Annotated in this window: 17 protein-coding genes and 2 pseudogenes; 8 read left to right on the top strand and 11 right to left on the bottom strand. The window is 40.2% G+C overall.

What is annotated here, in order from left to right:
- Positions 1-304: 304 nt before the first annotated feature.
- Both HC643_RS09510 and HC643_RS09505 read right to left on the bottom strand, forming a co-directional pair.
- Positions 305-751: a hypothetical protein gene (locus HC643_RS09510; protein WP_038081974.1), complete on the bottom strand. Its 447-nt coding sequence runs from the start codon at positions 749-751 to the stop codon at positions 305-307.
- 85 nt (positions 752-836) lie between these two features.
- Positions 837-6,239, bottom strand: a complete 5,403-nt coding sequence (locus tag HC643_RS09505) for a trifunctional serine/threonine-protein kinase/ATP-binding protein/sensor histidine kinase (RefSeq protein WP_038081970.1) — start codon at positions 6,237-6,239, stop codon at positions 837-839.
- 80 nt (positions 6,240-6,319) lie between these two features.
- Between HC643_RS09505 and HC643_RS09500 the strand changes: the two genes are divergently transcribed.
- On the top strand, positions 6,320-6,688 hold the full coding sequence (locus HC643_RS09500; protein ID WP_038081968.1) for a hypothetical protein: 369 nt from the start codon (positions 6,320-6,322) through the stop codon (positions 6,686-6,688).
- A gap of 169 nt (positions 6,689-6,857) precedes the next feature.
- On the opposite strand, the gene HC643_RS09495 is transcribed toward HC643_RS09500, so the two are convergent.
- The 5 genes from HC643_RS09495 to petB form a co-directional block, all read right to left on the bottom strand.
- On the bottom strand, positions 6,858-7,235 hold the full coding sequence (locus HC643_RS09495) for a hypothetical protein (RefSeq protein ID WP_038081966.1): 378 nt from the start codon (positions 7,233-7,235) through the stop codon (positions 6,858-6,860).
- An 89-nt stretch (positions 7,236-7,324) separates the two neighbouring features.
- Entirely contained in the window at positions 7,325-8,458 is a 1,134-nt protein-coding gene (locus HC643_RS09490) for a glycosyltransferase family 4 protein (protein WP_050046240.1), read from the bottom strand.
- A 164-nt stretch (positions 8,459-8,622) separates the two neighbouring features.
- Entirely contained in the window at positions 8,623-9,066 is a 444-nt protein-coding gene (locus tag HC643_RS09485; protein WP_038081964.1) for an ATP-binding protein, read from the bottom strand.
- A gap of 220 nt (positions 9,067-9,286) precedes the next feature.
- Positions 9,287-9,769 carry a cytochrome b6-f complex subunit IV gene (petD, locus tag HC643_RS09480; protein WP_038081961.1) on the bottom strand — a complete coding sequence of 161 codons (483 nt, stop codon included), beginning with the start codon at positions 9,767-9,769 and terminating at the stop codon, positions 9,287-9,289.
- A 260-nt stretch (positions 9,770-10,029) separates the two neighbouring features.
- The gene (petB, locus tag HC643_RS09475; RefSeq protein WP_038084233.1) at positions 10,030-10,677 is read right to left on the bottom strand and encodes a cytochrome b6; all 648 of its coding nucleotides are present in this window, start codon (positions 10,675-10,677) and stop codon (positions 10,030-10,032) included.
- 425 nt (positions 10,678-11,102) lie between these two features.
- Between petB and ctpA the strand changes: the two genes are divergently transcribed.
- Entirely contained in the window at positions 11,103-12,344 is a 1,242-nt protein-coding gene (ctpA, locus tag HC643_RS09470) for a carboxyl-terminal processing protease CtpA (RefSeq protein ID WP_038084231.1), read from the top strand.
- 78 nt (positions 12,345-12,422) lie between these two features.
- Here the strand turns inward: ctpA and HC643_RS09465 are convergent, their stop codons facing one another.
- Positions 12,423-13,160 carry an MBL fold metallo-hydrolase gene (locus tag HC643_RS09465; RefSeq protein WP_038084229.1) on the bottom strand — a complete coding sequence of 246 codons (738 nt, stop codon included), beginning with the start codon at positions 13,158-13,160 and terminating at the stop codon, positions 12,423-12,425.
- A 119-nt stretch (positions 13,161-13,279) separates the two neighbouring features.
- On the opposite strand from HC643_RS09465, the gene HC643_RS09460 reads away from it, so the two are divergent.
- Positions 13,280-14,776: a site-2 protease family protein gene (locus tag HC643_RS09460; RefSeq protein WP_038084227.1), complete on the top strand. Its 1,497-nt coding sequence runs from the start codon at positions 13,280-13,282 to the stop codon at positions 14,774-14,776.
- 207 nt (positions 14,777-14,983) lie between these two features.
- The gene (locus tag HC643_RS09450) at positions 14,984-16,171 is read left to right on the top strand and encodes a HEAT repeat domain-containing protein (protein ID WP_050046241.1); all 1,188 of its coding nucleotides are present in this window, start codon (positions 14,984-14,986) and stop codon (positions 16,169-16,171) included.
- Positions 16,172-16,322: 151 nt separating this feature from the next.
- Here the strand turns inward: HC643_RS09450 and HC643_RS09445 are convergent.
- Positions 16,323-16,742: pseudogene (locus tag HC643_RS09445) on the bottom strand (DUF4351 domain-containing protein); the annotation flags it as partial.
- A 198-nt stretch (positions 16,743-16,940) separates the two neighbouring features.
- The gene (locus HC643_RS09440; RefSeq protein WP_153021513.1) at positions 16,941-17,099 is read right to left on the bottom strand and encodes a hypothetical protein; all 159 of its coding nucleotides are present in this window, start codon (positions 17,097-17,099) and stop codon (positions 16,941-16,943) included.
- A 135-nt stretch (positions 17,100-17,234) separates the two neighbouring features.
- Between HC643_RS09440 and HC643_RS09435 the strand changes: the two genes are divergently transcribed.
- Positions 17,235-20,003 carry a DUF4132 domain-containing protein gene (locus tag HC643_RS09435; RefSeq protein ID WP_038084225.1) on the top strand — a complete coding sequence of 923 codons (2,769 nt, stop codon included), beginning with the start codon at positions 17,235-17,237 and terminating at the stop codon, positions 20,001-20,003.
- A 141-nt stretch (positions 20,004-20,144) separates the two neighbouring features.
- Here HC643_RS09435 and HC643_RS09430 read toward each other — a convergent pair.
- Positions 20,145-20,495: pseudogene (locus HC643_RS09430) on the bottom strand (DUF2887 domain-containing protein); the annotation flags it as partial.
- Positions 20,496-20,586: 91 nt separating this feature from the next.
- On the opposite strand from HC643_RS09430, the gene HC643_RS09425 reads away from it, so the two are divergent.
- The 3 genes from HC643_RS09425 to HC643_RS09415 all read left to right on the top strand — a co-directional run bounded on the left by HC643_RS09425 (position 20,587) and on the right by HC643_RS09415 (position 25,019).
- Positions 20,587-21,246 carry a hypothetical protein gene (locus HC643_RS09425; protein WP_167844642.1) on the top strand — a complete coding sequence of 220 codons (660 nt, stop codon included), beginning with the start codon at positions 20,587-20,589 and terminating at the stop codon, positions 21,244-21,246.
- 101 nt (positions 21,247-21,347) lie between these two features.
- Complete coding sequence (locus tag HC643_RS09420) at positions 21,348-23,501, top strand: DUF4132 domain-containing protein (protein WP_167844641.1); 2,154 nt, start codon at positions 21,348-21,350, stop codon at positions 23,499-23,501.
- 411 nt (positions 23,502-23,912) lie between these two features.
- Positions 23,913-25,019, top strand: a complete 1,107-nt coding sequence (locus HC643_RS09415) for an ATP-binding protein (protein ID WP_038084221.1) — start codon at positions 23,913-23,915, stop codon at positions 25,017-25,019.
- Positions 25,020-25,165: the final 146 nt, after the last annotated feature.

Below are 25,165 nucleotides of genomic sequence, written 5' to 3'. Positions count from 1 at the left end.
TCGCCAGGGCGTGGGAAACCCCTCCCTTGTTCGCCAGTTGCCAGGGCGTGGGAAACCCGCCTTCAGCACTGGTCTCACCGCCTGCAGCGCTCGACTCACCACCTACGTGGACTTTCTATCAAGTCCGCGTTCGCGTAGCGTGCGCTTTGCGCTTGGGCGGACTTCGTTTGTGTAGCCCCAGAATTTTATTCTGAGAGTAACGCGCTAAATTGGGATGCTCCCCATTCGCAAGCAGAAAGAGCCACCGGAAAGAGATGATAGCAAGTCTCTACAGCCCTTAAAATTAATATGGTGGACTGCGAATTTATTCCTGACAGTTACAGAATTCTGTGGCACCTTGTTTAACTAAAAGTACTGAAACTGCGAAGGTTGGAACTCCAGAAATTTTAGAAGCCAGAACATAGCTGAGATCTACTACAAAATCTATCTCACTTTTGTACAATTTTATCTTTTCACAAAATTTCCACTCTTTACAAACAAAATAGCTGATTTTACTTTGAATACTTTTTAAGTATGTTTTTCCTTTCTTATAACTAATAAGATTACTGGTATCAAAAGGATTTACACTTATCTTATCCGATCTTTGAACTGAAGATAAGTTAGATAGCAAAGAGTTTCCTAAAGCGCAATATAACTCATTTTTACTTCTTGATAAATAATAATTTGCATACTCCACAAAAGAATCAACTGGAGCTAAAGAAATCATACAATCATCAGAAAAATTAGCTGAACTATTGTATATATCAAACATAAATACTTTTCAAACACCCGTAACTTAGTTTTTCTCTATATTTATAGAAATGTAAACTTATGTAAATAGGTAATATTACGTAACTTTACCTGCAAGGTAGTAAGAGCGTAAATTCTGTACTTTCTCCTGGTACAGAATGACAAATCAAACGACCTCCATGCTTTTCGACAACAATTTGATAACTGATAGACAAACCCAAGCCATTTCCCTTCCCAACTGGTTTTGTTGTAAAAAATGGGTCACACATTTTATTTTGCACCTGTGCTGTCATACCTATACCATTATCTTTTATAGAAATAGCAACTTGATTGTGCTGTCTCAACTCTGTGCGAATCCTAATCTCTCCTTTCTCATTTCTTAATAAGTTACGATCGAGAACAGAGGACTCTTCAATAGCATCCACTGCATTAGTCAGTAAATGCATAAAAACTTGATTAAGTTCCGCAGCATAGCAATTTACAAGGGGTAAATTAGCATACTCCTTAATCACTTTAATGCCTTCAAGTTTTGAACTAAGAATCATTAAGGTATTGTCAATTCCTTGATGAACATCAACAGCTTTAATAGCTGCTTCATCCAAACGAGAGAAATTTCGCAATGATTGGACAATATCTCTAATACGAGAAGCACCTGTTTGTAATGAATTTAACAGTTTAGGTAGATCGGCTCGAATATATTCTAAATCTATCTCCTCTGCTTTCTCAAGAATTGCTGATAAAGATATGGAAGGATTTTCTAGATAAATATCTACTAGTGTCAGTAAAGATTGAGTATAGTTTGAGATATGAGTTAAATTTCCATAAATAAAGTTAATAGGATTGTTAATTTCATGAGCAATTCCAGCAACTAATTGTCCTAAACTAGACATCTTTTCATTTTGGATCATCTGTAGTTGCGTCCGCTGCAGTTCTTCTAATGTGTTCTGCAACTCCTGAGTTCTTTGAGCGACTCTTGTTTCCAATGTGTTATAAAAATTTGCATTTTCTAGAGAAATGGCAGCTTGTGCTGCTAGGATCTGTAAAACTTCTACTCTATCATGCGTAAAAGCACCTTTGGTAAGATTATTTTCTAAGTATAAAATCCCTACAATATTACTTTGATAGAAAATTGGTAAAACAAGAATAGATTTTGGTTGATGTGTGATTATATATGGATCGGAATTAAATTGTTGATTGTGACTGGCATTATCTAAAACCAGGGGTTCATGGGTACGTTGAACGTAGGTAATTAGGGTCTTTGGTAAAAGTGTAAGAGAATTTATGCTTTGTGATTGGCAAACCATCGCCTCACCGTCTTCGCTTAAATAACCCTCTACAAGCAATTTATTATCCTTCTCGATCGCAAACACGACTTTTTGAGCGCCTGCATTTTCCCTCACTAAATGCATAAGTTTTTTTAGCAACCGCTCTAGAACAATTTCTCCAGATAACGCCTGGGAAGCTTTAACTACTGTTAAAATATCAAAAGTTAAAGAAGCGTTAATCTTACTAGAAGTCGTGGTAATCGTATTCTCTTTAGAAATTATCTTTGGAGTTTTAATACTTAGATAAGAATATTGGGCTTCTAATTGTTTAACTTTAGCTGTAGCTCCCCATTTTATGTAAGCCTGGTAAGCTTTAGTCATATAGAGTTTACCAATCTCTTGTTTACCTCTAATTAACCAAAACTTTGCCGTCAGTTCTAGAGCCAAAGCTTCATTCTGGATAAAATCTTGCTCTCTAGCTGATTCAATAGCGCGATCGTATAAATCCATTGCTTCTAAATCTTTTCCAGTCATGCGAGCTATTTCTGCTTCTACCAAAAGATACTTGTGTAGGAAGTTCTCCGGACAGTTATCCGCCCAAATTTTCATTTGCTGCTGATTTTTTTGTAATTGCTCCAAAAATTGGATTTTTTCCCCATTCTCGACTGTAGAGAAGAAACTAGCTAAAATGAGAGAGAAATAAAAATAATATTCAGAATATATTGTGAAGCCTGTCATTGATAGAAGCGATTTTTTAGATAGGTTCACATAATTGAGAGCATCTTCAAAGCTATTTGTTAAATAACAAGTTTGAGCTTGGCAAATAGAATAAACACCAATAGCAAATAAATTTTGATTTTGTTCGCATTGTTCCAAGAATTCATTGTCTGAAATCAGAATATATTTTTGTTCTAATTCATCATTAAATAAATCAAGTATTGCTAATTTAATAGCTAGTACTACCTCAGTAGCAAAAGTATTTTTTATTTGTTTTGTGAGATGCAAACAGATTGATATTTCCTCAAGCAGCGACTTGAGGTCTAAACCCTGAAAAAATAAATTACAAACTTTACTAAAAAGATTATATCCTCCAAATAAAAGCTCTCCCGATTCTAAACCTGCTTCATAACCTTTCTGATTAATATTGGATGCTCCTTTAATATGTCTTGACCAACAGTGTATAAAACTTCCTAGCGTAAAACTTGCTTTACAAATCTGAGATCTATCATTAAATTTTGCTGCTAGTTCTAATGCGTGTATACCAAATTCATAACCCAAGCTATAATCTTTAAAGAAACTTCCAAGAATCATGCCATAAGTAGAGTAAGCTTTTACAGATTCAGGAATATTACCGTATCTTAAAGAAAGATTGACTGATTTTAAACAGATAATGACAAACAAATCAATATTGGATTTGATAATAGTAGCTGCTTCCACCGCCATAAGCAGTTTTATGGCTACTTTTTTTTCTTCTAATAATATGCATGGTTTGTTAATTATTGATGCAATTTCTTGATTGTCTAAATTTTTTTTAACTTCTGCCATTTCATCGCTAACAACTGCTGCTAAATTATCTTCAGGCAAAATCACGCCTAGTAAATCAAGCCCTTCTTTTGCTGCTTCCAAGGCTGCATCATATTTTGATTGTAAAGTATATTGGAAAACCAAAATATTATATAAATCTGATTTAGGAATGCTGGCTTCTGTTTGCTCAAGAGCTTTATAGATTAGACTTTGTGCTTTTTCAAAATCACCAACAATAAATTCAACTTCAGATCGTTCTTTATATAAATCTAAGGTTAAATCAGGGTGGATTTGCCAACTATCTACTGTCAATAATTCCATAGCTGTTCGTAAGTATTTAAGTGCAGGTTCATAAGCAGCAGAAGTTTTTGCTTTCCGTCCAGCTATTAAGTTCAATTGCGCTAATTCATATTGTTCGACTTCATCGCTAAAAGTAGTTATTCCAACATTCAGTTGGTTAACAATATCAAAAATATTTTCTTGTAATTGTTCTTTTGGGATTTTAGACAGCAGCAATTGACCGATTTTGCGATGAGTGATTTGCTTTTGGCGATCGGGAATCAAGGAATAAGCTGCTTGTTGTACTCGGTCATGTAGGAAACAATACTCTAACCGCGACTCATCACAGCCAAATTGTTGAAGATCATTGTCTTCAAAAAGTAAAGCCACTTTATAATCTTTATTTAATGGTAATATAAAGCCTTGCTGGAGTGCTATCCACAAATTTTCGGCTACTTCATTAATAGATTTTTGAGTGACGATCGCCAGTACATCTAGTTTAAAACGAGTGCCGATACAAGCAGCATAAGTTAACATATCTTGTGTTACTTGAGGTAACTGACTCACGTTGCGTGCTATAAGTTCTACAACACCTAAGTCAGTAATTCCCACTGTTTGAATCCGTTCAATACTCCACTGCCATTGCTTTTGAGATAGATGAAATACCAGTAATCTTTCTTGTTCTAATGTCTTCAAGATTTGAGTTAGAAAAAAAGGATTACCAGCAGTTTTGTTAAATAGTAAAGAAGCGAGTTCTTGTATTTGAGATGTTTCTTTGCAAGTGAAAGTATCGCATAGCAGTTGATTGACACAAGCTAGGCTTAAAGGCTTCACAGCTATTTGAGAAATTCTCACCCCTGTCTTCTGTATTTCGTCAACTGTTTGCATTAAAGGATGGTAGGGGTTAACCTCGTTATCTCGATAGGCACCAATTAACAGTAAATATTGGCTTGCTGGATCGGTTATCAAAAACTGTATCAATTTCAGTGAAGCAATATCTGCCCATTGCAAATCATCTAGAAAGATAACTAATGGATGTTCTTTCTGAGTAAAGACATGAATAAATTTTTGAAAAACGAGATGAAAGCGATTTTGCGCTTCAGTGAGTCCTAGCTGTTGTACTGGTAGTTGTTTTCCAATAATTAACTCTACTTCTGGAATGAGATCGGCAATAACCTGTCCGTTATCACCTAAAGCCGATTGCAGTTTTTCTCGCCAGCTTTGTAATGATACAGTATCTTCTGCTAATAAAAATTTTATTAAAGATTTGAAGGCTTGTATAATAGCATCATAAGGAATATTGCGCTTAAATTGGTCAAATTTTCCTGATATAAAATACCCTCTTTGCCGGACTATTGGTTTTTGTACTTCATTGACAAGAGATGATTTGCCAATACCAGAGTAACCAGATACTAGCATCATTGCAACTGTAAATTTGGAATTCTGGATTTTGAGTTGGTCTTCATCTTCTTTGGCTTCCCCTGTTATATGATTGAATGCTGCTAATATCTTTAAAACTTCCTCTTCCCGTCCGTAAAGTTTTTGAGGAATGAGAAGATTGGGAGCGCGATCGCATTCGCCCGGTATAAAGTTGGGAATGACTTCAATCCTATAAAGATGTGCGGCGGTAAATTCCAAATCAGCTTTAAGTCCCAAAGCACTTTGATATCTGTCTTCAGCATTTTTTGCCATCAGTTTCATCACGATCGCAGCGATGGCTGATGGTATCTGTGGGTTGAGTTGTTCGATAGCAGGAGGAAGTTTTGCAATATGGCAGTATACTAACTCCAAGGGATCGTTACTTTTAAAAGGCAATTCACCCACAATCATTTCATATAAGGTTACACCTAAAGAATAAAAATCAGTGCGATAGTCTATGGCGCGATTCATTCTCCCAGTTTGTTCTGGAGACATATATGCTAAAGTACCTTCCAGTTGGTTGGTATTCATCGCTCGGGGTATTTCACTATCCAATTGACTGGCAATACTAAAATCAGTCAGCTTGACAATTCCAGTCGTAGGGTTGATGATAATATTTCCAGGTTTCACATCTTTATGGATAATATGATGTGAATGCAAGTCCGCTAGCGTTTGTGCTAGTTTTACCGCAATATTTAGAGATGTAACTAAATCTAATTTTGTTGTATTTAACAGTTGCTTGAGTGATTGTCCGCCAAAATCTTCAAATACAATTGCCAAACGATTTTTATAAGTTTCTTTTTTTAAAACTTTGACAACTCCAGGTAAATCTAAATGAGCAATAGTTTTGTATTCGTGCAAGAGACGGGCGATTTCCTCTACAGAAGGATCGCCGGCTTTGAGAATTTTGAGAATAACTCGCTGCTGGTTATGTAAAGATAGACCCCGATAAATAACAGTATGGATTCCCTCGTGAATAATTTCGGTTAAATCATAACCTGGAATAAATGGGGACGCGAGCATTTTGTAACCTTCTCGATAGACTTCAAAGTATTGCCTAAATTTAGGATTCCCAAAATTTGCTCGCTCTTACACTTTTGTTAATGCTAATTCCTATCTGTACTTATATAGCTGACTGTTTGGGTAGCAAGCCATATTTCGGACAGGCAAAGCTACGAATTTTTATCAACGCTATGTTCGATACATTTGCATCTATTAACACTCGCTTTTGGAATCCGCGCATCCATCAGAACAAAGCACAAATAGACTGGCAGTTTGATACAGTTTCTTATAATGGTATTAAAGTTACCTTTCAAGGTATTGAAGAGTTTGTCTTTAACGAAAATGGTAAAATTTTTACTGCGATCGCTCATTGGGAGCCAAATGATGTAGCAAAACAACTTTGGCCCAGACAATTTCGTCAGAGAATGGCTACAAGAGGTTATCCGTTCATCAAACCCAATCGAACCTAAGATTGGGTAAAAATATAACTAAGTAAAAACACCAAGGTTTTGTATTTACTTCAAGATAAAAACCAGTTTCCCAACAAAACTCAAGCAATTACAAGTTGCTTGATTTGCAAGAAAACCTGGTTTTTGAAGTTGGTGCTGTATATTGGCTCATCTATTCTGTGTAAAATGATTACTCTTCGAGCACTTGGCTTTGGACTTCAACTGCTGTCGCTGTAACGTCTATTGTGCCATCTGGTGTAAAACGTCGAAAATGGCTGTTTTGAACCAATAACTGTTCCCCACAGTTGGGACACTGTAACTGAGTTTTATTTAAACCTGTAAATTCATATTGACAAACAGGACAGCGATCGCTTACCAAGTTACGTTGCAACCAAAAGCGAAATCCCAAAAATGCAAGAATGGGCACCAGCAATAGTAGCCCAACAATAATGAGTAAGGAATTTACTAACCAGCCCAAGCCTAACGAGGCAAGCAACCACATAAAGACTAGGAAAGTTAGCCAAGGGCGAAGATTAGACAGATTGACCTGAAAAGTTTTAAGGCTCATTTTAAAAAAACGTCTTGCTCTTCCTCTAGAATAGCGAGTTTCTCCGTTAGTTAAGTAAGTCAGCACAATTAAAGCCCGCTACTTACTTGTCACCGGTGACTGGTTACTGATGACTTTAACTGCTCTTTCAACCGTCTTTGAAAAGCGTTGAAATCAAATAGAGCAAGTACTTGCTGTCGCAGCCATTGCCCGTTACAACGCTGGTCTTCTCCTTTCAGTATTTCTATACACGCTGCCGCTACCGCATTTGGATCGCGGTGCGGTACTCGCCATCCGAGTTTACCATCTTGTAATGGGTCAGCAGACCCATCATCATCACCCGATAGCACGGGTACGCCACAAGCCATGGCTTCTAAATAGACAATGCCAAAACCCTCTTGAGAAGGCATCACGTAGGCATCAGCGAGGCGATAGTGTTCTATCAATTCTTCTGTAGGCACAAATCCAGCAAAGATAACGCGATCGCTAACACCCACATCTTGAGCTAATTGTGCTAATCTTGGCTGGTCATCGCCGCGACCGATTGCTAAATACTTAACTTCTGGGAAAACACGCGCTATCTGCGGCAATGCTTGAATAGTAATATCTACACCTTTATATATATCCCCCGACCACAGCCTAGCGACAGTCATAAGTACTTTAGCTCCTGTCAAACTATAGCGTTCGATCAGTGCAGGGGATTTTGTTCCTGGAGTAAAGCGATTCCCGTTCACCGCACAAGGCATAACGATCGTTTTACTGGGGTCTAAATCATTGACTGCACAAGCCACTTTACGTGTATAATTGCTAACTGTCCAAATCCAAGCTGCTTTTTGCAGGCTAGATTTCATTGCAGGCGGTAACGGTTGCCAAACCTCTTTGCCATGGGTCATCACCGTATAGGGAATTCCCAGGGGATTGCACAACATACCCACTAGAGGAGCAAGGTTAATATGACCGCAAAAAACATGTTGGGGACGGGACTTTAGCAGACAAAAGAGTAACGCTATCGAAATTTTCAGGCGTTCGAGTTGTGGCGATTGAGATTTAAAGTAGTGAAATTTTAACCGTTCCGATTCAAAGGGATTTGAGTCGCTAGGACGATCTCTCAGCAAGAAAACTTCTGCATAATAAGGTTCGTTAAACGCCTGATACGCTCTAAAAATATCTTTTACATAAGATTGAATGCCACCTTCTCGTTCAAAAATTTCTATAAAGACGAACACATGATTGTTTTTTGGCATTTGTCAAGTATCAATTATTATTGCTTCATTTCCCCTTGTCCCCCTTATCCCCCTTGCCACTATATCCTCGATTCGTGCAAAGAGAGGGAAGCCTTCCAACAGACCACTCCCCCAATGCGTGAAAATCTTTGAGGTATTTTCTACTCATCAGATTTTTCTTGTCCTTATTGTTGCCCCTGTAGACCGTACTTGACGATGAGCAAGCAGTTTCTTCCGTCTGTACCCCGTTCGTAGATCACTTTATCTGCCAAGCGCCTCAGAAGAAACCATCCATATCCCCCTACTTGAAGAGTTCCTGGTTCTGGTTCTGCGATCGCATCTGGATTAAAAGGATTCCCCTGGTCCCAAATTCTTATTTCCAAGCGATCCATCCATAGAGAAACATCAATCTCTATAGTTGTTTCCGGCGGTAAGGAATGATGAGCGTGACGAACGGCATTGGTAAAGCCTTCTGCTAATGCCAGGTTTAGGCGATACAGTTGGCTTTCTGACCAACCAAGCGGTGGCAAGTTTTGCAAACAAAATTGCTCAAACCACTGCTGCACTTGGTTAAGAAGCTTGAGTTCGCTCTTCACCGTCAGATGGTCTTGCTGCACTATGCTAAGCATTGACCTTGACTTAAACGTAAATGAGTTAAAAATGTGTGTACCTCTTGTATATCCCAGATTTGTGATTTTGTAATTACATGCTGCAACCAAAAAATAAAAATCCTATGATACACCCTAATTTATTACAATGGACGCCTGCTACTTTTTCTCAAAAGTACATATTTTGCACTTATTGAAAAATTCACAGGCGTCTGTATCGATGTGCTATGTGGCGACTAATTTAGAATAGTCCAAAAGTGAAGGACTTATCAATTGGGAAAGTCGCGCCAATTCCCAACCACAGAGTCACCAAAGTGCCAACTAAGAACACTGTTGTTGCTACTGGGCGGCGGAAGGGATTTTGGAACTTATTCACATTCTCAATAAAAGGAACGAGAATTAGCCCCAGGGGTACGGAAGCCATCAACAACACCCCTAAAAGTTTGTTAGGAACTGAACGGAGAATCTGGAACACAGGATACAAGTACCACTCTGGCAAAATTTCCAGTGGTGTAGCGAAGGGATTGGCTGGTTCTCCAACCATTGCCGGGTCAAGTACAGACAAAGCCACTATAGCAGCAAACGATCCCATAATAACAACTGGGAACACGTAAAGTAAGTCATTAGGCCAAGCGGGTTCGCCGTAGTAATTGTGACCCATGCCCAGTGCTAGTTTGGCTCTTAACTTTGGATCGCTGAGATCTGGTTTTTTGACTGTAGCCATTTTTTAATGTGCTCTCCTAACTTAAATTGTGAATTGCTAATAGCTAATAGCTAATTGCTAATTGTAAGAAGTGCGATCGACCATTAGCCATTAGCCCTTCGGGTTTGCCCTTCGGGTTCGCCAGTCCCCTACGGCGGGAAACCCGCCTGCAGGGCTGGTCTCACCAGTCGCCTAGGGCGGGAAACCCGCCTGCAGGACTGGTCTCACCATTAGCCATTAGCCATTAGCCATTAGCTATTAGCCATTAGCCATTAGCTAAATTACAACGGACCCGAAATACCTTGCTTGCGAATCATCAAGAAGTGCAACAGCATGAAGACTGCAATCAACCAGGGCAACACAAAAGTGTGTGCGCTGTAATAACGGGTCAATGTAGCCTGACCAACGCTAGAACCACCACGCAGGAGGTCAGCTATGAGGGTACCAACTACAGGAATTGCTTCTGGTACACCACTAACGATTTTCACAGCCCAGTAACCAACTTGGTCCCAAGGTAGAGAGTAACCAGTCACACCAAAGGAAACGGTAATCACTGCGAGGATGACACCACTAACCCAAGTCAGCTCGCGGGGCTTTTTGAAGCCTCCAGTTAGGTAAACTCGGAAGACGTGCAAAATCATCATCAGCACCATCATGCTGGCAGACCAGCGATGGACGGAGCGAATCAGCCAGCCGAAGTTTACACCATTCATGATGTACTGTACGGAAGAATAAGCTTCCGCAACAGTTGGCTTATAGTAGAATGTCATGGCAAATCCAGTGGCAAACTGGATGAGAAAGCACGTCAATGTGATTCCACCCAAGCAGTAGAAGATGTTGACGTGGGGAGGGACGTACTTGCTGGTTACGTCGTCAGCCAGCGCCTGAATTTCCAGACGCTCCTCAAACCAGTCGTAAACGTTGGCCATACAATCTCAAATTCCTAAAATTGACTCGCGGTTGATAAATCTATTAAAGTTCTGAACTTGACATTGCTTATAAGCTATGCTTGGCTCAGACTTTTCCCCTAGTTCCGACTTTGGGATTTGAGCAACGAGTATTTATCCTCGTTTGCTTTTTCAATTGTCATAGTGTTAATAGTTTAAAAAAAACTTTACACTCTGACTAGAGGGAATGTATTGCGTTCTGTCTGCTGCCAAGCACCATCAGGTGATGGACGCAAATCAGAGTTGGGGGTTGGCGATAGTGACTGCGTGCTGAATCTAACGGTTAGAAAGGTTGATGACAGCGATGCATCACTTCTATAAAAAAAGTAACATAGTCGAGAGATAGATTTCACAAATGCAAACTAGCTGAGCTAACTCTGGCAATTTGGGTTGAAGTGATAGTGAATATGGGGTTCATGCACAAACAAGTTTTTCGAGTAGGATTGTCATTCCTCGTCGCTTTTTGGTTGGGCTTTTGCAGCTTTTGTCAACCTGCGACAGCTTTGACAGAACAACAAAAGTTGATATCAGAAGCGTGGCGAATTGTTAATCGTACATACTTGGATGAGACGTTTAATCATCAGAACTGGGCAGTGGTACGGCAGAAGGCTTTGGAAAAGCCAATAAAAGACGACCAAACGGCTTACACGGTCATTCAGAAAATGCTTAAGAGCCTTGATGACCCTTTTACCCGGTTTCTTAACCCGGAACAGTACCGCAGTTTGCAGGTAAATACTTCTGGGGAACTGACGGGAGTGGGATTGCAAATTGCTCTCAATCCCGAAACAGGTAAGTTGGAAGTGGTCGCTCCCATATCCGGTTCCCCTGCAGAAAAAGCTGGGATTAGACCGCGCGATCGCATTCTAAAAATCGAAGGGTTTTCCACAGAGAATTTAACCCTTGACGAAGCAGCAACCAGAATGCGGGGACCAATTGGAAGTGCCGTTACACTGCTGATAGAACGAGATGCGGGGAAAGAGTTAGAAGTTCAGCTAGTGCGCGATCGCATTTCGCTCAACCCTGTGATTGCGGAATTACGCACTTCTCCCCAAGGAACGTCTATCGGTTACATTCGCCTCACACAGTTTAATGCCAATGCTCCAATGGAGTTGGCACACGCTATTTCTAGTCTAGAAAAAAAAGGCGCTAATGCCTACATTTTGGATTTGAGAAATAATCCTGGTGGACTCTTACAAGCAGGAATTGAGATAGCCCGTTTGTGGTTGAACTCCGGGACCGTTGTCTACACGGTAAATCGCCAAGGGGTGCAGGGTAGTTTTGACGCCTTTGGTCCGGCTTTAACCGATGACCCCCTAGTGGTTTTAGTGAATCAAGGAACCGCGAGTGCCAGTGAAATTCTAGCAGGAGCATTACAAGATAACAAACGCGCCCTGCTAGTGGGAGAAACTACCTTCGGAAAAGGTTTAATCCAGTCCTTATTTGAGCTATCAAATGGTGCTGGCTTAGCTGTAACCATCGCTAAATATGAAACTCCCAATCATCACGACATCAACAAACTGGGAATTAAGCCCGATATGCAAATTCCTACAGAATCCATCACTCGCGAACAAGTTGGTACAGAAGCAGATACTCAGTATCAAGCAGCCGTACAACTGTTGAAAAAAAATGCGGTAGTGGCTAGGGGTTAGGGACAAGGAGGACAAGGGGGACAAGGGGGACACGGGAGAAGTATCGATCGCTAGGCTCCAATCTCTACACCCTAACCCCTATCCCCTAGCTCCTACCTCCCCAATCCCCAATCCATCCCAAGAAGCAAGGCGTTCATAGGCATTGTCGATAAAGCGCTGTCCCCGAAGAAAGCCAGTATTGGCACCAGGGCAAATGTAGTGGAGTGTTTCTCTTGTAAAGTTTTTTAGCAGCAATTTGGTACTCTCAATTTGTCGCCACCAGTGAAAGGTTTTAGCAGTCTGTAATGGCATTGGATTGCCCTGTAAGTTAGGCAGAAGATGACGACCGGAAAACAACACACCTTTAGAGCTTCCATAGTAAAGACAGGAGGAACCGGGAGAGTGACCGGGTGTCCAAATCATCTTTACTGTTGAATCTAAGGTCAATTCCCGACCAAAAGCAGTCACTGTTAAACTTGGTAACAAATAAGCTTCTTGCTCTTGAATCAAGATCTTACAGTTAAAAATTTGCTGAATTTCTTCTGTCTTACCAATTGCCCCTCGATGGGTGAGAAAGAAATAACTGACACCCCCATAGGAATGTAAAAAATCCTGATTTATTGTATCAACTGCCGGACAATCGATCAGGATATTGCCTTCGTTTCTTACAATAAAATAAGCAGTCCCCCCCAATGTGTCTCTATTTGGTGGAAATGCAAAAATTTTTGTACCTGGCGAGAGGTCTGAACCGAGACTTCCTGGGTCTGGAATTTCATTGGAGAAAATTGCTCGTGGTGATTTGGCTGTAATGCTTGACTCTTGAGGCAAGGGACACATGAGGAAAACTGTTATTGTGGAGGAGTTGTAAAAAATTGCACTTACAGTATACGCCACTGGTCATTTTTCTGACCGCGAGCAAGAATTAACTTAATTTTATTAAAACAACCGAAGATAACATGACTTTTTGGTTTCTTCTTCTACTGGGACTCATTACATACTTAATGGTTCAACGTAGTGTGTCTAAAATTACCAGGACACCTGTCTGGTTGTTATGGTTGGTTTTAATGACACCAGCTTTCCTGTGGACTGCTTGGACTGCAATATATGGAGGACAGCAACCACCTCCAAGAGCGCTGATGGTGTGGCCGCTCATTGTATGTCCGATATTATACTGGATTTTATTTCAGTGGGGGCGTCGTTCACTGAAAGAAACACAGGTTGAAGCAGAAACCCAAAAAACTTCAGAGCCCCGAGAGCTACAATTGAATGTAGATCCTATCGCAGAACCAGTGCCAGTGCGTCCCATTGAACCATCGGAAGAAACCCAACTGCGAAATTGTTTTCCTTGGTCTGTATACTACATTCAAAACATTGAGTATCGACCCCAGGCTGTTGTTTGTCGCGGTCAGTTAAGAACCGCACCAACTAACGCCTATCAAAGAATTAAGGCAAATATTGAAGCACAATTTGGCGATCGCTTCTTAATCGTTTTTCAAGAAGGTCTCAATGGCAAACCTTTCTTTGTTCTTGTTCCCAATACCCAATCTGCTAAAAGCACATCCAATACAGGTAGTGAAAAACTGACACGACCCGTGTTAGCCTCCATGCTGTTAGCTGTCACGTTGCTATCTACAACTTTAGTAGGAACCACAATAGCTGGTGTCGATACTACAACATGGCAAGCTAACCCTGCTGAGTTATTAAAAGGTTTACCCTATGCAGTGGCGCTGATAACTATTCTAGGTATCCACGAATTGGGTCACTATCTCACAGCACGGTATTACAAAATTCGTGCTACTCTCCCTTACTTTATCCCCATGCCTTTTTTTCTGGGAACCTTTGGAGCATTTATTCAAATGCGGAGTCCAATTCCCAATCGTAAAGCTTTATTTGATGTAAGTATCGCAGGACCCATAGCAGGTTTTTTAGCAACCTTACCTTTACTGTATTGGGGTTTGGCAAATTCTCAAGTTGTACCGATGTCAGAAAAAACCGGGATTATGAACCCAGATGCACTAAATCCCAATTACTCCATACTACTAGCGGTAATTTCAAAATTAGCCTTAGGGAGCCAGTTAACAGCAAAATCAGCGATAGATTTGCATCCAGTTGCCGTTGCAGGGTTTTTGGGATTGATAGTCACGGCATTGAATTTAATGCCAGTGGGACAACTTGATGGGGGTCACATTGTTCACGCCATATTTGGGCAAAGAACAGCAGTTGTCATCGGTCAAATTGCTCGCTTGTTACTGCTGCTACTTTCTTTAGTTCAACAAGAGTTTTTCTTGTGGGCAGTTATTTTGTTGTTCTTACCTCTGATTGATGAACCTGCTCTCAATGATGTTAGCGATTTGGATAACAAACGCGATATAGGAGGACTCATTGCAATGGTTTTATTAATTGCGATCGTCCTTCCATTACCACAGTCCCTTGCTCGGTTATTACAAATTTAATTTGATGTTATCTAAAGTCTGAAACTTTGGCACCCTTAACAGATACTAATGAACCAGCACCACCTTTATCTGAAGCTAATGCTAAGTGGGCAAATGACTTACTGAAACAACAAGGTTTGAGGTAAAGTTTGTAACTAAAAAATTCTGCTACAAACGTCCCCTGTAATCTAAGTTTCATACCTCCGATTCTTTGTAGATAGTCATTAAATGTCAAATTTAACAGAAGCTTTAAATAGAATTTTAAACTGGTTGCAGCAAAACCAGTGGATTCGCTTTAAGGAGACTCAAAACTCAGCTTCTTTACTCAAACCTGGATTATCTCGTGCTGCAATTGATTCTTTAAGTAGAAATTCAAATCTTGAATTACCAGAAGAAATTTATGAACTTTATCAGTGGAGAAATGGGGACTTAATAGATGAATGGGACTGTATAGGATTGTTTGACATTTATCATGATTTTCATGGCTTTGGACCTTGGGGTTTTATTCCTTTTCAAGGCTTAGTTAACGTCTACATGAAAAAAAGCCAATACTATGCACATATGGAGCCAGAAACATTTTCTTGGATTTCAGATTTTCAGAGTCCCACAGCTTTGGAAATATTTTGCTGTATGTCAGACGGATGTTTAACTGGTTACGTGTATCAAGATGAAACTTATAAATCTTTTCCGGTAGTCTTTAGAGATTATAAGGGAGGAAGTGATACAGTTCTGAGACTTTACGCCAGCCTCACGGATATGATGGTGACTTTAGCTGAGAGTTATGAAACAGCTTACTATATAGGAGAAGATGGCTATTTAAAAAAAGATACAAATAAAGTTTTAGAGATTTGGCAAAAATATAATTCTAACCAATTAGTTGAAGGAGTACTGAATAAAATAGAGCAGTTAGAACCAACATTTCCACAACTTGAGAGGGGGCATGAGTTACTGAAAGAAGTCGCAGATATTTTAAAATTTTCTCAAGATAGAAGGTTAATAGAACCTTTAATTCGAGTTTTAAGAAGACCACCAACTAATACACAATTAGATAAAAATTTAGATTATTTTCGCCAAATGTCATCATTATACTTAGGCTGGTTCGGCGGCACTGATGCAGTAGAACCACTGATTGATGCTTTATTAGATGAATATTGGTTAACCCGGTACTGGGTAGCAATAACACTAGGTACGCTTAAAGATTCTAGAGCAGTAATCCCTTTAATTGAAATTTTGCAGGATAGCCAAGAAATGGTTCGGCAAGCAGCTTCTGAAGCACTATCCAAGATAACTAATCCACAATCTGTAACTAATCCTATTTATACCAATCCAGCAATAGCAAACCTAGACGCAGCGGCAGCTCTATACGGAATGACTTTATCGGATATCATTTTACCTCCAGATGAGGAGACATCTTGACGAGTTCTAGTTAATAAATACTTTGCTTTTTCTGGGGCTTGTTCTTCAGTGACGGTAATGAAAGATGGGTAGGATATTGACCCCACCCAATAAGATAGTTAGTTTTTGGCAGTTTTCTAACAACAGGATTAGGTTAACCGGGCTTTCTTACTTATGAAACATTGCCTAACCAAACCTGCAAATCAGCCAAACTGGTAAAATCTAACAGTGCTTCGCTCAAATCTTCTAAAGCAGGTAATGGCAAACCGGAAATTTGCAAAGCTATTTCCTCAGAAGGTTTTTGCCCAATGCGTTTAGTTAGGAGTCGAATAATGAGGTTAGCTGCTTCTTCAACACGTCCTTCTTCCTTAATTTCCATGTACACTCGCGTCTGCTGTAGTGTAATCCCTAACATTGACTCTACCTCCACTCGGCTTAACTGTTCAAATTTATAAACCATTATTGTCGTCACTATATCTATTATCACCTGACTCAATGGTGGAGAAATTTCTTGACGAGTTCTGGTTAATAAATACCTTGCTTCTTCTGGTGCTTGTTCTTCGCTGACAGTCGTGAGTACCATCAGTGCTACATGAATTATTCTACTTATTCTACTTAATTGAATGCAGAAAATTGGCAATAGATTTCATCTTACATCCCCCGCTATTTATTTCTTTAACAAGATATGCAATTTTCCTTTTTGGTTACTTTTTGCAGAGAAAAATCATCGCCTCTTGCATGTAAGAAGGATTTTGATAAACTACCAGTAGAGCGGGCACTGTTTACCAAATTATTCTATTTTCGCTAATACATGACTTGGTGTCTTTGTATGACCAGCCAGATATCTGGCAGCACCAAATTGAGAGAGCCTTTCTAAAATATATGATGGCGTATCGAGGTAATGCGATCGCGCAATAAGATCGTGGGCTGCTTGTGGGGAGCTAGCCATAATTTATCTTTTCCATTCCACTGGCTCAAATTGACTGAAAATTTAAGTTTTTGGGAATCCTAATCAATATGGCAATGTTCAGGGAGAGAGGCGAAATTCCGCATCTCGAAAACATAGCTCAAAGGGGGATAGAATATGGAACGAGAAACACCACCAAAGTTAGAAATTACACGCTCTCTCAATTTAAATCCTGAAGATTGGTTAAGGGCAACCTGGCGACCTAGAAACCCCTTACCGCGTCCGGAAGTGAAACCTTTTGACAAAATAAAAGCTTTAAAAAAACTAGCAAAAGTTTGGGAGAACATTAATCTAGATAATAGCAAAGCTAGATACATATTTGAAGCTTGGAAAAAAGCGGATATTCCTCATACTATGTCTCGTCAAGAAGCTAACTTTTGGCTAACAGCCATCACTACAAACGAGAGACCTACCAACATAGATTTGTGTGAAAGCGATGTGACTCTTCAGGATGCTCGGCGTAGGGTAATTGAGTGGTGTGGAAAGGGTCTGGGAATCCCTCCAGAAATTATGATACCTATTGCCAGTTTGTTTTCGGTGATTGAATTTATCGTTGCTTTATTCGAGATTAAACCTTTAGAAGATTGGGAGAAGAAACTGGTTAGTGCAGGTGTTACGCTACGCGATCGCGGAACCGATCTTGCATCAAGAGGTATTATTGAAGGATTCAGAATTTATATTTTGCCATATTTAACTGATGCAGAAATACAGGAAATGAGGCAGTATTTGCGACCTTTTTTAGATACTCAACAACATAAATACTGGCTTAATTTATATGATATAGCTGCAATGTTAGGTATGCATGAGGAATTACTGACTTTGCAGGAAACTTGGAAAAATGGTGGCTACAAAGCCTATCAATACTGTATTCAAGCTTATTCCAATCACGTATTTGGTTTTAAATCTGCTCAAGCAGTTGAAAGTTGGATGAGGGAAAACAAATTTTTACTATGCTCCTCTACTGATGTTCGTGCTTGGTTAGCCCATACTGAATACTCGGCATTAGATTTTATTCGTGATAGTATTTTGCTTTCAAATAATAAAAAGATAGGAGCCGAATTATTAGAAGCTTTTACATTAGTGGAAGCACCAGAAGCCGCACCATATATGTTAGAATTAATACTGGCTTCAAAAACTCCAAAAATAGCACAACAATGGTTAAACGATCGCCCCAACCATGCTATTTTTGGACTGATTTCAATGTTATGTCATAAAAATTATTCACCAGCTAATGTCAGTCAAAAACAATTATCTGATGCAGCTATTACGTTTCTCCAAAGTATGGTTAAAAAAGGACACCAATCCTTAATTGAAGCAGTTCTGGAGCAAGAAACAGGAGCAAATACAACTCGATTGAGAGAAATATTATTACCAGCAACAAGTGGAGTTATTTATTTGGATGCAGAAAGTACACCAACATGGTGCCAAACCGCTTTGGTAAAAAGCTCGGATCTAAAACATATCCAACTTCCCAAGTGGGCAATTTCTCACAATTTGCCTTCAATTACAACAGGCAATAAATGTTTGAACACAGAGCAAATAGAAATCTGCTTGCGCTCTTTAAAAGAAAGTACCTTAAATAGTCCTCATCCATTAGTGGCAGCGTTAAAAAATAATTGCAATTCAGCTTCTTTAGATGCTTTTGTCTGGCGCTTATTTGAAGTTTGGCTCGAACAAGGTGGACCAGCTAAGGAAAAATGGGCAATGGCAGCTTTGGGTTTGCTAGGCTCTGATGCGATCGCTCTCAAACTTGCTCCTTTAATTCGGAAAATGCCGGGAGAAAATTATCACCAACGAGCAGTTTTTGGTTTGGAGTGCTTGCGTGCAATCGGTTCAGACACCGCCATTATGGTGATTCATAGTATTGCAGAAAAGGTCAAGTTTAGAGGACTCAAGGATGAAGCAAATAAGTGCATACAAGCGATTGCCAAAGAACGAAAACTAACCGCCAAACAACTAGAAGACCGGATTATTCCAGATTGTGGTTTAGATGAGCGAGGTACAAAAGTCTTTGATTTTGGTTCGCGCCAGTTTTATTTTGTATTGGGTGCAGGGCTAAAACCAATGGTAAGGGATGCAGATGGCAGGCGTCGTGCTAATTTACCCGAACCAGGCAAGCAAGACGATCCGGAAAAAGCACAACAAGCAATAACTGATTGGAAGCTACTGAAAAAGCTCCTTACCCAAGTGGTGAAAACTCAAGCTACGCGCTTGGAATTAGCAATGTGTAACGAACGACGTTGGAAAACTTGTGAATTTCAGAAGCTCTTAGTCGAACACCCATTAATGACTCATTTAGTACAACAGTTAGTATGGGGTTGTTACGATCGCAGCGTTCCATTAGTCACAACCTTTCGGGTTGCTGAAGACCGTACTTTCACCGATTGTAAAGACAATACGGTAATCTTGAACGATATGGCTAGCGTAGGTGTTGTACATCCCTGCGATCTAGATGAGGAAACACGAGCTGCATGGAGACAAATTTTGAGCGATTATGAAATTATTCCAGCATTTTCACAAATAAACAGAGAAATTTACACTTTAAAACCAGAAGAAACAGATAAATATGCCCTAACTCGGTTTAATGATATCAATTTAACTTATCTCGCTGATAAACCAGGTTGGGTGAGGAGTTACGAAGGAGTAGATAACGGTTATCTCTGTTGGTATTCTCGTCAGTTTCCAGCAGCTAACATTGGAGTGAGAATTGGAGGGGACATTGATGGTTGTTGTTTTTATCCAATTCACACATCTGACTTACCTGTAAATGATAAATTTAGCGATCGCATAAATTCTCTAGGTGCAGTACGCCTGGGAGATGTTAGTCCAATTGTTGTTAGTGAAGTCATTAGAGATTTAAGTTCTTTAAGTTTTGACAAGCAGTAGAACAATAATTTCCCAGTCTACCCGCGTTTTTGGTAGTTTCATCCCCAACATCTAATCTATCTCCTTTCGGCTTAAGTGTTCAAAACCTTCGGGTTCGCCAGTCCCCAGGGCGCGGGAAACCCGCCTCCAGGGCTGGACTTACTCATACACTATAATTGTCGTCACTATCTCTATTATCACCTGGCTCAATGGTGGAGAAACTTCTTAACGAGTTCTGGTTAATAAATACCTTGCTTCTTCTGGTGCTTGTTCTTCACTGACAGTGGTGAGTACCATCAGTGCTACCCATAAGGGTAAGGAACGGATATCCCCCAACTCGTTCAAATACACCCGATTTACTTGCTCGTCGTGGAGTAAGGTGCGATAAGCATAAACATCGCTTTATTTAAGACTGCGCGTTGGGTAAATTATCACTGCTTGCCAGTCGCTAAATCTAGGGCGTTGGCGATAAAAATATAACGCTGGTTCAGCAAATAACCTTTCATATTTATTTGAGTTTTTGGGAATCCTAATCAATATGGCAACAGCGAGGGAGAGAGGCAAAATTCCGCATCTCGAAAACATAGCTGAAAGGGGATAGAACATGGAAAGAAAAACACTACAAAAGTTAGAAATTACACGCTCTCTCAATCTCAATCTTAATGTTGAAGACTGGCAATGGGTAAATAGTCAATCGAGAAATCCTCTAACGAGACCGCAAGTAAAGCCTTTTGATAGACAAGATGCCCTAGAACGCCTTTCCAAAGTTTCGGGCGAATTAGAGTGGAATAGAGCACAGATATCTATTTCCCTTTCCCGTGAAGAATCTGTCTTTTGGTTTAAGGCAATGAGCCTTGGGAATTCTTCTGTAGTAATAAACAAACAAAATTTTCAGAAATTGGTTACACAAATGTCTTTGGAGTCGGTGACTGAGGAGTTAACGATAGAAAGTCTTTTTCCTATTCTACTCGATTTTAGATGGTATAGGTTATCACAATTTTTCTTTCTGCCTTTATCTAACTTATTTCCTTTACGTGATTTAATGCTTGCTGCAGAAAAAATTTACTTTTTAGAAACTTATAGCGCTATTGAATATATAAATTCTGCCGCCTCTCAAGAGTGTGTAAATTGGTATTTTAAATCTTTTGATTCCAATCAGCTTAAAGAAAAAGCAACAAATATAATCTATCATAAGGAAAGCCAAACCAGCCAAATATTGGATTTATTATTACAAGGATTTAAAAATTTGTTTACCCTTATTTAACCGATACAGAAATTCTAATTTTACGCCAAGACCTATCTCCTGTTCTCAATCCTAGTAGCCCTTGCTGGAAACATTTTTACTCTTTAGCAACATACTTAGGTATGCGTGATGAAATAAAAGTCTTGATAGAAAGTTGGCCAGAAAAATCTAATTCAAAGTATCTGCAATTAGAGATACACGATTACCGTCTGCGTACTATTGACATTATATTTGGGTTGGGAAATGCTCAGCTTGTAGAACAACATATACGTCGCCAAAACATAGGTTTAGCCAGAGCAAGTGATATTAGAATTTGGCTGGCATACACTGAATACAGCGCTTTAGATTGGGTGTGTCGCAGTATTATTCAATCTCCTGACTTGCTAGAAAGTTTTACAGAAGCTATCAAAGCCCCAGAAGCGGCTCCTTATATGTTGGAGTTATGGCTTTCTCTCAAAACACCTCAATTAGCCCGTCAATGGCTGGAAGATAATCCGGTTGAAGCAATTGTGGGTTTGATTCCAGTGGCTGCAGGAAATGTACATCCTCCTATCAATGTCAAACCAAGCGAAATGTCTCGTGGAGCACTGGATTTCCTAAAAAGTATGAAGCGGAAGGGTTTTGATAGCATCATTCAAGCAGCTTTAGAGAGAGAATCACCGGAAATTGCCGAGCGCATTCGTGTCAAAATTTTTAACAGTGAAGATTTAAGTTACATCCCTTTTGATAGTCACAACACCCCAAAATGGTTAACTCTTCAAGTCAATGAATTCCGTAAATTCAATTCTACAAAAGTCTGTACTTGGGTTGCTCCTGCTGACTTACCTCTATTAATTGTGGAAGAAAACAGCTTAAATACCGAACAGGTTGCTATGTGTTTGTTTGCCTTGAAACAAAGTACTTTAGATAGCCCCCATCCTCTAATTCCAAATTTAAAAAAACACTGCAACCAACACTCACTTGATGCCTTCGCTTGGAGCCTATTTCAGCGCTGGTTAACAGAAGGTGCGCCATCAAAGGAAAAATGGGCAATGGCTGCATTAGGGCTACTAGGGTCTGATAGTATTGCTCTCAAACTCACACCATTAATCCGCCAATACCCAGCAGAAAACCAGCATCTTCGTGCTGTATTTGGTCTGGAATGCTTACGTGCTATCGGTTCGGATACTGCCTTAATGCAGATTCACGGTATAGCTCAAAAGGTAAAATACCAAGGACTCAAGAAAAGAGCCAACGAGTGTTTGCAGGCGATCGCACGAGAACGAAAACTCACAAAAGAACAATTGGAAGACCGTATAATTCCAGACCTCGGTTTAGATGCACGCGGTCAACGAGTGTTTGACTTTGGCGCTCGTCAGTTTCAGTTTATACTGGGAGACGATTTAAAGCCCAGAGTACGGGACGAAAAAGGAAAACTCTCCACCAATTTACCCAAACCAGGAGCTAAAGATAATCCAGAATTAGCCCATCAAGCCATAGCCGATTGGAAACTGCTCAAAAAACAAATTGAACAAGTTGTGAAAATTCAAAGCCTGCGTTTGGAAAAAGCAATGATTGTAGAAAGACACTGGCAATGGCTTGAATTTGAAAGCTTATTAGTACGCCATCCTTTGATGACCAACTTAGTCCAAAGATTGGTATGGGGCGGGTATAATTCTTCTGGAGAAATGCTCGGAACATTTCGCGTAGCAGAAGACCAAACTTACGCCAATGAAAGCGATGAAGAGTTTATCCCAGAAGGAATGATGACGGTTGTTGTTGTTCATCCTCTCAAATTAACAGACTCAGAGCGTGCTGCTTGGACTCAAGCTTTTAGCGATTACGAAATTATTCCGCCGTTTCCACAAATCAACCGCGAAATCTACACCTTACAACCACAAGAGAGCCAAGAAAAAGAAATTACCCGCTTTAAAGATATTTTAATTCCCGGTCTTACCCTAGCAAGAAAAATGGAACACCTTGGCTGGGTGCGCGGTCGATTGCACGACCACGGGGATTATAGAGTTCATTATAAATATTTTGCCAAAGCAAATGTGACCGCAATTATTGGCGATTACGAAAACCAGCACGTCGAGCAAAGCAGTATTTGGGGGGATGATGCGATTGATGGTTGCTGCTTTTTTACTGGAGACTTTTCACCCTACGAGTACCCAGAGCCCGGTTCTTGGTATCACCGTCAAACTCAGAAAGAACACTTGCTGTTAGGTGAAATCGATCCTCTAGTGATGAGCGAGGTTTTGAGAGATTTATATACAGTGACCGCTAAAGCAAAGTGATAGCTACCTTGTGTGTAAAAGCCGACAATCTTTCCTTAAGCATAGCTGTGAGAGAAGCTACCCTGCCTTTAAAGTAACGAACAGACACAAATTTTTTGAAAATAAGTACATCAATACTATACTGAAGTGCGATCGCGTAATAGCACGGCGATCTGCTTGTCGGGAGCTAGCCATAATTAACAGCCGATTTCAACTTGGTGAGGTACAAAATTACCCTTCTCTGTCACCTCCAAGGTATCGGGGGATAAAAGGGGGGTGTACTCCATTTAAATGCAAAGCGCTGTATTTTTCCCATTCCGCTTGCTCAAATTAACTGAAAATTTATTTGAGTTTTTGGGAATCCTAATCAATATGGCAACGGTAAAGGGCTAATAGAAGCAACTTTTCCCCATAAACTCTACAGAAAATCAAATGCCAACCAAAAAAAACAAACCTCCAGAACTTCAACGCCCAGCCGCCGAAACCCTCTACGCCGACGAACTCAAACGCCTTGCTGAAGCCGATGGCGATACACCCCGTCCGGGCGGGTGGAAACTCACACCCCGCTCCGTTTTAAAATTTCTTCTTGGCGATAAACAACTGCATATCAAAACCAAATTTGTAGGTAACCGCAGCTTGATAGAACGCTGTATAGTCGCATTAGCCACCCATCGCGGTTTAATGCTCATTGGCGAACCCGGTACAGCCAAAAGCTATCTGAGCGAACTGCTTGCAGCTGCAATTAGCCAAGATTCTACCCTAACTATCCAAGGGAGTGCGGGTACAACGGAGGATAGTATCAAATATTCGTGGAACTATGCTTTGTTATTAGCTGAAGGACCGAACGAACGCTCTCTAGTGGCTGCACCTTTGTACCGGGGAATGCAAGAAGGAAAAATTGTACGGTTTGAAGAGATTACCCGTTGTCCTCTGGAAATTCAAGATACCCTGCTGTCGATTTTAAGCGATCGCGTGATGACCATACCCGAACTTCCCGACGAACAATCCCGCACGCTCTACAGTCGCCTTGGTTTTAACGTGATCGCCACCGCCAATACCAGAGATAGGGGAGTGAATGAAATGAGTGCAGCACTCAAACGCCGATTTAATTTTGAAACCGTCCATCCGATCACCGATTTAAGACAAGAGATGGAGTTAGTGCAACAGGAAACGGATCGGCTTTTGCGTCAGGCTGGGATTCCTTTGAATTTACCATCAGATTTAACTGAAGTCTTAGTCACGACTTTCCGCGAATTAAGAACGGGAAAAACTAACGATGGTAGAACGTTTGAGGCTTTAAGTACGGTGATGAGTACGGCTGAGGCGATATCTGTCGGTTATGCTGCTGGTATTCATGCATACTATTACGGTGAGGGGCGATTAAATGCTAGTTATATCTTACAAAGTTTGGTAGGGTCGGCAATAAAAGATTCTTCTGAAGATTTTAAAAGACTGCGTCATTATTTTAACCATGTTGTTAAAGACCGCAAACAAAAAGTTTGGCAGGAGTATTATGAGTCTCAAAAATACTTATTTTGAGGTGTGATGACTTATTTAAATGAACCGCAGAGGCGCAGAGGACGCAGAGGTAAGAGATAGGACTGGCGGTGGTGTACATACACCACCGCAGCCTTATAAAGGGGGGAAACAGACAATTCAGTTCGCTCCCCTTGAAAAGGCGAGGG

Source organism: Tolypothrix bouteillei VB521301 (genome assembly GCF_000760695.4).
In the GTDB taxonomy this organism is placed as follows: domain Bacteria; phylum Cyanobacteriota; class Cyanobacteriia; order Cyanobacteriales; family Nostocaceae; genus Scytonema; species Scytonema bouteillei_A.
The sequence above is the reverse complement of the archived record's forward strand: the minus strand, read 5'-3'. Positions and strand labels throughout refer to the sequence as shown.